General features: G+C 44.5%; 10 protein-coding genes and 1 pseudogene. 5 read left to right on the top strand and 6 right to left on the bottom strand.

Annotation, left to right across the window (positions count from 1 at the left end):
- Nucleotides 1-205: 205 nt before the first annotated feature.
- Together N4J56_RS38780 and N4J56_RS41740 are read right to left on the bottom strand one after the other, a co-directional pair.
- Nucleotides 206-646 carry an IS1 family transposase gene (locus tag N4J56_RS38780; RefSeq protein WP_410500815.1) on the bottom strand — a complete coding sequence of 147 codons (441 nt, stop codon included), beginning with the start codon at nucleotides 644-646 and terminating at the stop codon, nucleotides 206-208.
- 71 nt (nucleotides 647-717) lie between these two features.
- Complete coding sequence (locus tag N4J56_RS41740; protein ID WP_410500816.1) at nucleotides 718-999, bottom strand: IS1-like element transposase; 282 nt, start codon at nucleotides 997-999, stop codon at nucleotides 718-720.
- Between the two features lie 66 nt (nucleotides 1,000-1,065).
- Between N4J56_RS41740 and N4J56_RS38785 the strand changes: the two are divergent.
- The 4 genes and pseudogenes from N4J56_RS38785 to N4J56_RS38800 all read left to right on the top strand — a co-directional run.
- Nucleotides 1,066-1,692 (top strand): annotated as a pseudogene (locus N4J56_RS38785) (ATP-dependent RecD-like DNA helicase); the annotation flags it as partial.
- A 476-nt stretch (nucleotides 1,693-2,168) separates the two neighbouring features.
- Entirely contained in the window at nucleotides 2,169-2,447 is a 279-nt protein-coding gene (locus tag N4J56_RS38790; RefSeq protein WP_317112287.1) for a tautomerase family protein, read from the top strand.
- A gap of 769 nt (nucleotides 2,448-3,216) precedes the next feature.
- On the top strand, nucleotides 3,217-4,989 hold the full coding sequence (locus N4J56_RS38795; protein ID WP_317112085.1) for a group II intron reverse transcriptase/maturase: 1,773 nt from the start codon (nucleotides 3,217-3,219) through the stop codon (nucleotides 4,987-4,989).
- Nucleotides 4,990-5,350: 361 nt separating this feature from the next.
- Nucleotides 5,351-7,054: a protein adenylyltransferase SelO gene (locus N4J56_RS38800; RefSeq protein WP_410500848.1), complete on the top strand. Its 1,704-nt coding sequence runs from the start codon at nucleotides 5,351-5,353 to the stop codon at nucleotides 7,052-7,054.
- Between the two features lie 180 nt (nucleotides 7,055-7,234).
- On the opposite strand, the gene N4J56_RS38805 is transcribed toward N4J56_RS38800, so the two are convergent.
- The 4 genes from N4J56_RS38805 to N4J56_RS38815 form a co-directional block, all read right to left on the bottom strand.
- Complete coding sequence (locus N4J56_RS38805) at nucleotides 7,235-9,007, bottom strand: group II intron reverse transcriptase/maturase (protein WP_317112085.1); 1,773 nt, start codon at nucleotides 9,005-9,007, stop codon at nucleotides 7,235-7,237.
- Between the two features lie 776 nt (nucleotides 9,008-9,783).
- The gene (locus N4J56_RS41745) at nucleotides 9,784-10,038 is read right to left on the bottom strand and encodes a WGR domain-containing protein (RefSeq protein ID WP_410500817.1); all 255 of its coding nucleotides are present in this window, start codon (nucleotides 10,036-10,038) and stop codon (nucleotides 9,784-9,786) included.
- The gene (locus N4J56_RS38810; RefSeq protein ID WP_317112290.1) at nucleotides 10,035-10,601 is read right to left on the bottom strand and encodes a recombinase family protein; all 567 of its coding nucleotides are present in this window, start codon (nucleotides 10,599-10,601) and stop codon (nucleotides 10,035-10,037) included. Before N4J56_RS38810 ends, N4J56_RS41745 begins: the two co-directional genes overlap by 4 nt.
- A 544-nt stretch (nucleotides 10,602-11,145) precedes the next feature.
- On the bottom strand, nucleotides 11,146-11,718 hold the full coding sequence (locus N4J56_RS38815) for a hypothetical protein (protein WP_317112292.1): 573 nt from the start codon (nucleotides 11,716-11,718) through the stop codon (nucleotides 11,146-11,148).
- Nucleotides 11,719-12,452: 734 nt separating this feature from the next.
- Between N4J56_RS38815 and N4J56_RS38820 the strand changes: the two genes are divergently transcribed.
- Nucleotides 12,453-13,415, top strand: a complete 963-nt coding sequence (locus N4J56_RS38820; RefSeq protein WP_317112293.1) for a hypothetical protein — start codon at nucleotides 12,453-12,455, stop codon at nucleotides 13,413-13,415.
- The last annotated feature ends 3 nt before the right edge of the window (nucleotides 13,416-13,418 follow it).

The raw sequence follows: 13,418 nt of genomic DNA on the forward strand, positions 1-13,418 counted from the left end.
GCATGATCTGCCCATAGCTTCATCTTCTCCTGGCTAATCGCGACTTTTTCAAGAATTTCCTCTTGTACTTGAGCGTTACTTTCAGAGTGTGTTGCGAGTCTTACTAGAGAATCATAGAGGTAGTACAAAGGCTCAAAGGGACACGATATTGCTTGAATCAAATAACGTTCTGCTAGGATAGTGTTATAGATGAGTTGAATCGGCTTCAAATCTCTACTTCAAACTCATACTTATTAATGAATAGCCCAATCACCAAATCGTGCATCTGAATCGATTTGGAAAAGCAGATTGTCTTCCTTGCTAATCGCTTAATTCTTGTTCTTAATGTCAAGTGCTTTCTCTCAATTCTCTGCATCTTATATTTACTCACTTGCCGCATCTCCACTGGAAGATGTCTTTCGTAAGTTTTTAAACCATCTGTATAAAACTTCTGAATTCCAAAAGGCTCTAACAACTTTTTCAGTTTTAAGAACACTTCATCTTGCCGTGAGCCTAACACATAAGCTAGTATTTCTCCGGTACAATGGTCTATTGCATGCCACAACCAACGCTGCTCTTCCTTTTTTCCAACAAAGCTTTGCATTTCATCAACTTCAGCTTTCCTGGCTACGTCGCCCCCTTCATTCTCTGCTGATTCTAGCTCCATCTGTGTTCGCTGCACTACTACGATGGCTGTATCTGTATTAATAGCTTCTAATACTTTAGAATTAACGTTTTCTAGTTGTTCTTCTTTTTTTTTAATTCCTGAATCACCGTAGAGGTGCTGACCCCTAAAACTCTTGCTGTATCCCGGACTCCGCTGCCGTTAACAGTCATGTCCACAATTTGTGCTTTAACTTCTTGACGACGGCCAGGATAAGCGTGAGGTTCTAAAGTAAAAGTGTGGTAGGGACACTCAGCATTGTTACATGCGTATCTTTGCTTGCCCGTCCGAGTTTTACCAAATTTAGAGAGGTTACATCCGTGACAATGAGGACAACGAAGAGGAATGATAGTCATAAGTTAAGCGTTTGACCCAACATCTCGCTACCTATGATCATACACATATCAACTCATCTACAACACTACCCCATTCATCGCCTGCTAGAGTTCGACCCAAAGACCATGAAGTTTAAGCGGGATGTAGATTTTCCTATCGAAGCACGGGCGATTGTCGTAGATGAAGCTTCGATGCTGGACTTATTTCTGGCTCACTCTCTGCTTAAGGCAATCCCGCCCGATGCTCAACTATTACTAGTTGGTGACATTGACCAACTGCCATCAGTCGGACCAGGGAACGTATTGCGGGATTTAATTGCATCAGAGCAAATACCTGTAGTGCGGCTAACTCAAGTATTTCGCCAAGCAGCAGAAAGTGAGATCGTCACTAATGCTCACCGGATTAATTCGGGGCAGTATCCGCTGCTAGAAGCCGTGTCTTTAACTCCCAACTCGGATTGTCTGTGGTTAGAAGCGCCAGAACCACAGTATGGAGTGCAGGGAATTCAAGAACTAATCGCTGATGTCATTCCACAGTTAGGGTTTGACCCAGCAAAAGACGTGCAAGTGTTGTGTCCCATGACGAGGGGAGAAGTGGGGACGCGCAATCTCAACGCTGTACTACAAGAACTGCTGAACCCACCTAGCTCTAACAAAGCTGAAATCTTCCAAGCCGGAATCAAGCTGCGCGTTGGCGATCGCGTCAGGGAGCGTAATAAATTATTATGCTTTGTACTACATTGAAACACACCGTTCACAAGTGACTAGTTTATTGAGAATAGCATGGCTTAATTTCCTATTTTTTCCTCACTCATTCTCATTAAGCTTTAGGTTTTCAACGGCATACTACAAAACACAATAATTTATTACGCTTCCTTCCCGACTTTTTTCTCGATCTTACAGCGGGAAGGGAGTAACCTGATTTAGCCCTACTTGTTGAGAATGCGCATCTTTCGTGCTACGAAACAATCGATATTCTAGCCTTTGCAAATCAGTCATTTTCTCAACAAGTCAGATGTTAAGTGCTTAAGTTGACAATACCTGCTAAACAATACCCAACACGTTGAACATTGAATCGCTGAAAGGAACGATACCCGCCAATAAACGTTAACTAAATCCAGGCAGTGGATCGAATTCTTACCCAATAATTGTCTGCTCGTCCCTGGTCATGAGAATGACCTCCGCACCCAATGGCTTTAAACTTTGTTCAGCAAAGCACTGAAGGAGAAAAAACAATGCCTCATATCAGCATCAAGCTTTATCCCGGCAGGTTGGAACAGCAGAAGGTTCGGCTTGCCGAGCAAATCGTGAAAGACGTTATTTCACTTCTGGAAAGCAGCGAAGACTCGATTTCGGTAGCAATCGAAGAAATCAACCCAGAGGATTGGGTAGAGAAAGTCTATAAACCAGAAATCTTGAACAACCCAGAGAAGCTCTACAAAAAGCCAGGCTATAACCCACTGGAATAGCAATAGACGGCTTCGACTTCTAATTCAAATAATGCATTGCTATTAGGCATAGAGCCGAGATAAGTGCAAGTGCGATTCGTTCTGGAGAAACCCAGATTTGGGGGGATTCCAGGCATTAGTAGAGTAACCCTTAATGGGATGAGTTCGCACTTTAATCCTCTACTAGTGACAACTTGATACCCATGTAAGTGAGGCGATTAACCTAGAAAGCCAACTCTTACCACCCTGGTGCGGGGATGAAAGCGCATAAACTACCAGTAATGGTAGCCCCTACGAAGGAGACTGACTATCAAATTCGTAAAGCGGGGATGAAAGCAGTTAATGGTGGCAATTGCTGAAAGCACCAACTGCCAGCAAGAGTTTATGAGGAGAGTAAACGAAGTGTCGTTGAGCCATCGTTAGATCTCACCAAGGGATATAAGCTTGTGTTCCGGACACACCTTGGGCTGGAAATAACCGGCAAGGGGTTTGGACTGTTAGGATCTTGCAACCAAAGCAGCGTACCTCAAATGACCCCCGGTGGATAGACACCCTCTAAAGACTCAAAACAATGGATATCAGGAACGAAGTAACCCAAATGATAGTTCCTATAGTGGTCGATATATAGGTAAGCAGTCAAGCCAAAAGCATTATTTGGGAGGGATGGGTTAACAAGCAAATGCCTAGACCGAACTAACGGTCAAAGCCTGAAAAGGGATGGAGTAATATCCAGGATAAGCAGACATAACCCGCAATGTGTTTGTATCTAGAGGTGTAAGTAGCAGTGAATATGCCTAAATCAGATTCAACAATGGATACTGAGGGATGGAAGACTATCAACTGGCGAAAAGTTGAGCGATATGTCTTTAAATTGCAAAAACGCATCTATGCCGCTTCACGTTGTGGTGATAGGAAGCGAGTTCGACAGCTCCAGAAAACCCTAATGAGGTCCTGGTCGAATCGGGTATTAGCGGTAAGAAGGGTAACACAAGATAATCAAGGGAAAAAGACCGCAGGAGTGGATGGAATTAAATCACTATCCCCAGCGGAGCGATTTAACTTGGCAAAGGGTCTATTCATTAACGGTAAATCCAAACCTACACGTAGGATATGGATACCCAAACCAGGGAAAACCGAATTTAGACCACTCTCAATACCCACTATCTTTGACCGTGCCCTACAGGCGGTAGTAAAAGCTACCCTTGAGCCAGAATGGGAGGCTCGTTTTGAGCCATCAACCTACGGTTTTCGACCCGGGAGATCATGCCATGATGCCATCAAACACATCAAAAACTGCATAGTATCGAAACCTAAATATGTCTTAGATGCAGATATTTCGCAATGTTTTGACCGAATAAATCAGGAAGCATTAATTCTGAAGCTAAACATGAACGGTTCAGTCAGGCGACAAATCAAAGCTTGGCTAAAGTCGGGAGTGATAGATTCAGGAGCTTTTACTGCCCCAACGGCTGGAGTACCTCAAGGCGGGGTGATTTCGCCATTATTATCATCCATCGCCTTAGATGGATTAGAAAGCCTAATAAACCATGATTTTCCTACTAATTCAGCAGGAAAAATCAGAGGGGCAAAAAGCAGATTTGGCTGCGAAATATCCCAAGTTACTTGTATCAAGTACGCGGACGACTTCGTGGTCATAAATGAATCCCTAGCGGTCATAAAAAGATGTGAGGAAATCATCAAAGATTGGCTCAAAGGTATTGGTTTAGAATTGAAACCTGAAAAGACTCGGATAGCACACACGCTACATCCCCACTTAAGTGAAGATGGTAAACCTGGATTTGATTTTCTGGGACACCACATTCAACAAGTACAAGTAGGGAAGTACCGAGACAATAAAAGTAGTCAAGGTATCCATCTTGGTTTCATCACTCTCATTACCCCTTCAAAGAAGGCAATTGAAACTCATAAACAACGCATGAAAAGCATCATCACAAAACACAGGTCTCATTCCCAAGCGGAACTCATTAAAGACCTGAACCCTGTTATTAGGGGATGGGCATCATATTATAGAGTTTCAGATGCTGGAACTACCGGGGATTTTGCTCGGTTAGATAGAATCACCTATCTTCGTTTAAGAAGATGGGCTAAAAGACAAACCGGAAGCATTAATCAGGGTCATCAAAAATATTGGCACCCCATAGGAGACAACCACTGGGTATTTACCACCAGGTCAGAAAGTAATCCTTTACGATTACTATCACATAGCGAATTTCACTCCAGCGTGAACGATTATGTCAAGGTGATTGGTGATAAAAGCCCTTTTGATGGAGACTTAATTTACTGGAGTTCAAGACTAAGCAAACACCCTGAGATGCCTACTACTAAAGCGAAGCTTCTCAAACAACAAAAGGGTAAATGTGCTTGGTGCGACCTACATTTTCAACAAAGCGATTTATTGGAAATTGACCATATTAAACCCATTTCTTGTGGAGGTAAGAAGGAATGGCAAAATCTCCAATTATTACATCGCCATTGCCACGATGAGAAAACTGTCAATGATGGCAGTTTGAAGTCCCATATTGACAAAATGGAAACACATTGAGTAGCCGTGTGAAGGGACAACTTTCATGCACGGTTTCGGACGGGAGGGGTGGAACAGTAATGTTCCCCTCGACCCTATCAAATTTATCATATCGGACTCAAAGCTTTGCTGGATAAGGTTTGCGGCGACCAAAATGCAAGCATTGACTGTTTGCTGGGCAGGCAGTCATTCGGTTATTTGTAGCGCTGAAGCTTAGATGAGCAGATTCCTCCGGTGGTACCCAAGTAATTCAAGGTGGTCTGCTTCAATCACCCCCACTAATAAGCCGGTTAGTCTGGAAAGCTTCACATTTAATATGTTAGCCTCTGCAAAGTCCTCAATTAAATATGAATCCTTCCCGACAATATCGGCGCTAGCAAAAATGTCATATCTATCTAAACCCTCTGCTGAGCCTTGTGTAACGACCTTCGATGAGTTTGTGCAATTGGCAGATTATTCTCTGGTGGATACCTTAAATGCCGATCCTGATGCCACTAGAGATGGTGATGATCACCGGGCCCGCCAGGTTTTTTCTGGTCATTTCGTACCTGTGACACCCACGCCGCTTGCAGACCCAGAATATGTAGCTCATAGCCGCACTTTTTTTAAGGAACTTGGGTTGAGCGATGGACTGGCGCTTAATGAAAAATTTCGCCGTGTATTTTCTGGTGATCTCTCTGCTGCCCATGAGCCGATGCGTCAGGTGGGCTGGGCGACGGGTTATGCCCTGTCGATTTATGGCACCGAATATACCGAACAATGTCCATTTGGTACGGGTAATGGTTATGGCGATGGTCGAGCGATATCTGTATTTGAAGGAATCATCAATGGACAGCGTTGGGAAATGCAATTGAAAGGGGGTGGCCCAACGCCTTATTGCCGGGGTGCCGACGGGCGCGCTGTCCTCCGGTCAAGTGTGCGTGAGTTTCTAGCGCAAGACTATATGCAAGCGTTAGGTGTGCCAACATCGCGCTCTTTGACACTGTATGTTTCTAAATCTGAGACTGCTACCCGGCCTTGGTATTCTCAAGACTCCTACTCTATTGACCCTGATGTTTTGGTGGACAATCCTGTGGCCATTTCAACTCGCGTTGCACCCTCCTTTTTGCGCGTTGGTCAGCTAGAGTTATTTGCCCGCCGCACTCGCAGCAATGCTCATCCAAAAGCATTAGAAGAGTTGAGCATGATAGTGTCGCACTTAATTGAGCGAGAGTACAAAAGCGACATTAATCAAAGCCTTGGTTTTGCCGATCAATTAGTTGAGTTGGCTAAGCTATTTCGCCAGCGTCTCACTTCACTGGTGGCTAATTGGCTACGTGTTGGTTATTGCCAGGGTAATTTTAACAGTGACAACTGCGCTGCTGGAGGCTTTACCCTAGACTATGGACCCTTTGGATTTTGTGAAAAATTTGACCCTTGGTTTCAACCTTGGACTGGTGGCGGCGAGCACTTTTCATTCTTCAATCAGCCCATTGCAGCAGAAGCAAATTATTACATGTTTTGGAAAGCAGTGAGACTGCTACTTACAGAAGATGCTGAAGCGTTAGAACAGTTCGACCAAGTAGGCCGCGGCTTTTCAGAAGCCATGCAAAAACAAATCCAAAAAATGTGGGCGGACAAACTTGGCTTGACTGAATATCACCCAAAGCTATTTGAAAAATTAATGCAGTTAATGACTGACTCAGAGGTAGATTACACCATTTTCTTCCGCGAGTTATCCCATATACCAGATGATATCTCAGCATTGAAAAAAAGCTTCTACGTTAAAACTTCACCACAACTCGATGAACAATGGCAATCTTGGCTAAAAAGCTGGCGCGACCTCGTCATTAACGACGGCAATTTGGCTGAGATATCGACAAAGATGAAACAGACGAACCCAAAATACACATGGCGAGAGTGGTTGATTGCCCCTGCCTACCAACAAGCCATGCAGGGTGACTATACTTTAGTTAAAGAGTTGCAAGAAGTCCTTAGCTATCCATATGATGAGCAATCACAAGACGTAGAAGATAAATACTATCGTCTAAGACCTAAGGCGTTTTTTAACGCGGGTGGCGTGTCGCACTATAGCTGTTCATCTTGAATAGCTGCGTGACAATCAGCTATTCAAGATGAACAGCTTTGTTCTTGAGCAACTGTTGAAAGCCAGGTTTGCAATAAGTTTGAGTCCGATATGATAAATTTGATAGGGTCGAGGGGAACATTACTGTTCCACCCCTCCCGTCCGAAACCGTGCATGAAAGTTGTCCCTTCACACGGCTACTCAATGTGTTTCCATTTTGTCAATATGGGACTTCAAACTGCCATCATTGACAGTTTTCTCATCGTGGCAATGGCGATGTAATAATTGGAGATTTTGCCATTCCTTCTTACCTCCACAAGAAATGGGTTTAATATGGTCAATTTCCAATAAATCGCTTTGTTGAAAATGTAGGTCGCACCAAGCACATTTACCCTTTTGTTGTTTGAGAAGCTTCGCTTTAGTAGTAGGCATCTCAGGGTGTTTGCTTAGTCTTGAACTCCAGTAAATTAAGTCTCCATCAAAAGGGCTTTTATCACCAATCACCTTGACATAATCGTTCACGCTGGAGTGAAATTCGCTATGTGATAGTAATCGTAAAGGATTACTTTCTGACCTGGTGGTAAATACCCAGTGGTTGTCTCCTATGGGGTGCCAATATTTTTGATGACCCTGATTAATGCTTCCGGTTTGTCTTTTAGCCCATCTTCTTAAACGAAGATAGGTGATTCTATCTAACCGAGCAAAATCCCCGGTAGTTCCAGCATCTGAAACTCTATAATATGATGCCCATCCCCTAATAACAGGGTTCAGGTCTTTAATGAGTTCCGCTTGGGAATGAGACCTGTGTTTTGTGATGATGCTTTTCATGCGTTGTTTATGAGTTTCAATTGCCTTCTTTGAAGGGGTAATGAGAGTGATGAAACCAAGATGGATACCTTGACTACTTTTATTGTCTCGGTACTTCCCTACTTGTACTTGTTGAATGTGGTGTCCCAGAAAATCAAATCCAGGTTTACCATCTTCACTTAAGTGGGGATGTAGCGTGTGTGCTATCCGAGTCTTTTCAGGTTTCAATTCTAAACCAATACCTTTGAGCCAATCTTTGATGATTTCCTCACATCTTTTTATGACCGCTAGGGATTCATTTATGACCACGAAGTCGTCCGCGTACTTGATACAAGTAACTTGGGATATTTCGCAGCCAAATCTGCTTTTTGCCCCTCTGATTTTTCCTGCTGAATTAGTAGGAAAATCATGGTTTATTAGGCTTTCTAATCCATCTAAGGCGATGGATGATAATAATGGCGAAATCACCCCGCCTTGAGGTACTCCAGCCGTTGGGGCAGTAAAAGCTCCTGAATCTATCACTCCCGACTTTAGCCAAGCTTTGATTTGTCGCCTGACTGAACCGTTCATGTTTAGCTTCAGAATTAATGCTTCCTGATTTATTCGGTCAAAACATTGCGAAATATCTGCATCTAAGACATATTTAGGTTTCGATACTATGCAGTTTTTGATGTGTTTGATGGCATCATGGCATGATCTCCCGGGTCGAAAACCGTAGGTTGATGGCTCAAAACGAGCCTCCCATTCTGGCTCAAGGGTAGCTTTTACTACCGCCTGTAGGGCACGGTCAAAGATAGTGGGTATTGAGAGTGGTCTAAATTCGGTTTTCCCTGGTTTGGGTATCCATATCCTACGTGTAGGTTTGGATTTACCGTTAATGAATAGACCCTTTGCCAAGTTAAATCGCTCCGCTGGGGATAGTGATTTAATTCCATCCACTCCTGCGGTCTTTTTCCCTTGATTATCTTGTGTTACCCTTCTTACCGCTAATACCCGATTCGACCAGGACCTCATTAGGGTTTTCTGGAGCTGTCGAACTCGCTTCCTATCACCACAACGTGAAGCGGCATAGATGCGTTTTTGCAATTTAAAGACATATCGCTCAACTTTTCGCCAGTTGATAGTCTTCCATCCCTCAGTATCCATTGTTGAATCTGATTTAGGCATATTCACTGCTACTTACACCTCTAGATACAAACACATTGCGGGTTATGTCTGCTTATCCTGGATATTACTCCATCCCTTTTCAGGCTTTGACCGTTAGTTCGGTCTAGGCATTTGCTTGTTAACCCATCCCTCCCAAATAATGCTTTTGGCTTGACTGCTTACCTATATATCGACCACTATAGGAACTATCATTTGGGTTACTTCGTTCCTGATATCCATTGTTTTGAGTCTTTAGAGGGTGTCTATCCACCGGGGGTCATTTGAGGTACGCTGCTTTGGTTGCAAGATCCTAACAGTCCAAACCCCTTGCCGGTTATTTCCAGCCCAAGGTGTGTCCGGAACACAAGCTTATATCCCTTGGTGAGATCTAACGATGGCTCAACGACACTTCGTTTACTCTCCTCATAAACTCTTGCTGGCAGTTGGTGCTTTCAGCAATTGCCACCATTAACTGCTTTCATCCCCGCTTTACGAATTTGATAGTCAGTCTCCTTCGTAGGGGCTACCATTACTGGTAGTTTATGCGCTTTCATCCCCGCACCAGGGTGGTAAGAGTTGGCTTTCTAGGTTAATCGCCTCACTTACATGGGTATCAAGTTGTCACTAGTAGAGGATTAAAGTGCGAACTCATCCCATTAAGGGTTACTCTACTAATGCCTGGAATCCCCCCAAATCTGGGTTTCTCCAGAACGAATCGCACTTGCACTTATCTCGGCTCTATGCCTATCCGTTGGGTGCCAGAAACTGATATGGGCCGTCAAAGGTCTTCTGGTACGTCATGGGTTCCTGCCCTGCAATGTGTATCCTCTCCGCTCCCGTCTCCGGACTGCTGTCTGGAAGCATGAATCAGCCTCCTCATAGGTCCGGCAAAGGGTTTCCTTCATTCCGCCAAGGCGCGATCCGATTCTCCCCCACATCTTCATGACGATCCAGTTTCCAAAGAGATCCTGGCGAAGCTCGGCCCGATAGTACCGGTGCTCTCGCTTCCAGGCGAGAAAGCACCATTGGGAGTGGGTGTATCGTATGCTCATTGTGATTCCTTTGCTTGATGCCTGTAGAACGTGGCGCGTGAGATACCGAGAGCATCACACACCTCCTTCACACTCTTCCCTTGTGGGTCAGAGAGAAGCTCCATAGCCGCAGCACGTTTCCGCTCTGTCATCTTGGTTGGCCGCCCTCCTTTCTTTCCGCGAGCTCGCGCGGCGGCAAGTCCTGCATGTGTTCGTTCACGTATAATGTCCCGCTCGAACTCGGCCAGTGCCGCAAAGATGTGGAAGGCGAGCTTTCCACCAGAGGTTGTAGTGTCTATCTGCTCTTGGAGGCTTCTAAAGCCTATGTCACGAGCTGCAAGCCCCTGGACGAGCTCTATAAGGTCGGTGAGTGACCGCCCGAGCCTATCGAGCTTCCAAACGACCAGGATGTCTCCTGGCCGAAGGAAGGAGAGGGCATCCCTTAGCCCCAGACGCTCAGTGTTCTTGCCGCTTGCCTGGTCGGTGTAGATCCGCTCGGCGGCACACCCAGCGGACACGAGCGCGTCCCGTTGCAAGTCCAAGTTCTGATCGAGGGTCGAAACCCGAGCATACCCTACCAGCATAGTGTCTCAAAACTTAAATACATCCTACTTCCGAGACTACAGCTTTCGAGACGAGTTTTGCAACACATTTTATAGCCTATTTAAATGAGTCTCGAAAACGGTCCTTTTTGAGAAGAGGTGGAAGATGCAAGAGGAAAGCTTTGAAGATCACTTTCACGGTTACTGGGCGCTAATAAGAACCAAGGTAGCGTCTATTTTAGGTAAATGCCCCCTGCGTACACGCTTACTAAAAAAGTATAGGAAGAGATGGAACGACGAAAAATGACTCGCAATAGAATGTTACAGGGGGAGGTATGACAAGTACTTTCAAATTGAACTAGTCAAATAGGCTCACTGTGTACCAATCACAGTAACAAAACTTTATAAAGAATCCTGACTGAACGAATCGTTTAATGAGCGTTCGCAAATTAGTAATACTTGGTTGCCACCCTAATGGTTAACTACGCTTAAATCGTAGTTAACCATTAGAGTGACATGAACTCTTGCAGCCTAATTCCGATATTTACAGGGTGGATTCCTCAGTAGCTACTTCTCAGACATCGTCTTAAAAGTGTTTGAAGAGTCCTCGGTTAAGATGATGGAGCTTGCTTAAACCTCGACCCGTATGATGCCCGACTTTTCGACCTATCCTTTTACCTACAGTGGCACCAGGTCGACCACCAAAACGTGAGCCAACTACCCGTCCGACTACTCCACCAATTGGTTCAGCAATTGGACGATGATGCAGCTTACTTAAACCTCGATCCGTATGATGCCCGACTTTTCGACCTACCCTTTCACCTACAATGGCACCACGTCGACCACCAAAACCGCCAACTACCCGTCCGACTACTCCACCAATTGGTTCAGCAATTGGACCTACATTTATTGCCAAATAGGTATTAGATTTTTTGTCAATCCGCTGGTCGAAAATCAAGTCAGGGGAAGGAATAGTAGGAGAATATTTATCCCACACCGGTTTCTCAGCACCGTTAATTTGTAATTGCCCTTCACCTGATCCGAAACCACGATCGCGATTTAAAGTGTATCCTGCAGGCGCGATACTTAGTGTCAGTGCGTTAATTGCGATCGCTCCTAATGCAGCTTTAGTAACTAGCCCTTTCCACGTGATGTGCATTTTCAAAATCCTTTTTTCTAGCTATGGGTAAGAAGCAACATTGCTTTTCGCCTCTTATTGTGATTTCGAACCCAAACTCAAACTTTTCGCAGAAATTTGATAACTTTACAGTCGATGGGTATCTTGAGGTTTGCGTGTTAGATTCTGGCTGCTCATTAATACAGCAGAAACACCAGACTTTTGTTCTTGCATTGTTGAGCTTCCGATACATTAAGGTATTAGCAGCAGTTCTAACGGCAAGTTCTGTTGGTACAGCCTGTCTTGAACTGCTCTAATTCCTTAACGGACGGTTTGAAGCAGTTACGCAAAAAGGAGCGAAAAAAAGAGTAATTTTTTTGAATAGAGGTGTGAAACCCAACCTGAACAAATATCTCAGCTGCGCTCCTTTGTTGAAGAGAAGTAATTTGCTAAAACTAGAGGGTAGGAATTTCAGATAGACTTATAGCGGTTTTCACATGAGTGTACCAATCGTCAGCTACTAAGCCTGACTCAACTAAACAGAATGGCTTCTATCCTATTGAAAACCGCTATTATGCAATGGCGATTCAGCCTAGCTAAATACAAGAAAGCGTTTCTAGCAGCGGCGACATACTACAGTTAGAGTTAACCAGGGGATGAGGTTTTCAGGGAATTTTCCGATACATTTTGTTACATAATAGTAATGGAATTGCGGGCATTTCAGCGTTTGCCTTTAATATTTACACCTGTAGTACTACAACGTTGGAGAATAGGGTATGACCGATGCTTCTCCCCCAGATGACTCAAATCCAGAACAGCCATCAGATAATGACAGCTCATGGGAGCGCTCGAATCAAAAGTTACAGAAGGAATTGGAGCAGCGCATTCGTGAAGCCTGTCAATCTTCTACCAAGCGACAGAGACAAAAAGAGAACAACAAGATTCTATGGTTAATTCAAGAATCGGGAAAATTACGGTGCAATGGTTCTTTTTACTGTGAGGGTTGTCTTCAGCAAGTATGGTTGTACTTCTGGGAGAATTTATGTGAGGTGAATAGAGAGAAATATCCGAGAATAAAGGCGCCTTTCTGCGAAGAACCCCATATAATAGGTCGGCTCAAATTGCGCCTGAATGGCTGCATAAGGGATGCTCAGACGGAGAACCCCCTGCCCCCGATAATTCCTGATTTCGACCAAATTCCTGCGCCTGATCCGGAACCCCTTCCCTTTGCTTCGCTTCCACCATTTTTGCTAGAAACAGTTCGTGCAGCAGTGGAGGCAGATGCAACTGGGGAGTTACGCAGATGCCAGCTTGAGAATCATTCTGAGGTGAACTGCCAGATGCTGATTCTGCAACAACTTTCTTTGGAGCTCGAATGGGAAGCATTAGCAGATCAATTGAGCATCCCTGTTTCATCACTAAGCCCTTTTTATGACCAGCACTGTAAACCCCTCATCGAGAAAATTTCTCAACAGCAACTGCTTTTGCTAGTTCGAGCGAAGATAGAGGCGGATGAATCTGGCGAGTTACGTAAGTGCCACATTAAGAAATATCCGCAGGTAACCGCCCAGGTGTTAATCTTGCGACGGCTACCGCCAGAGGCGAGATGGAAAGACTTATCCAACGAATTCAACGCCCCTAGTACAGCGTTGAGTACCTTTTATGAACGAAAATGCAGACCCCGATTGAAAGCAATTTGTGAACCGTTATTGAATCAATGGCAACCAGAAGAAGAGTAAATC

The organism is Chroococcidiopsis sp. SAG 2025 (assembly GCF_032860985.1).
In the GTDB taxonomy this organism is placed as follows: domain Bacteria; phylum Cyanobacteriota; class Cyanobacteriia; order Cyanobacteriales; family Chroococcidiopsidaceae; genus Chroococcidiopsis.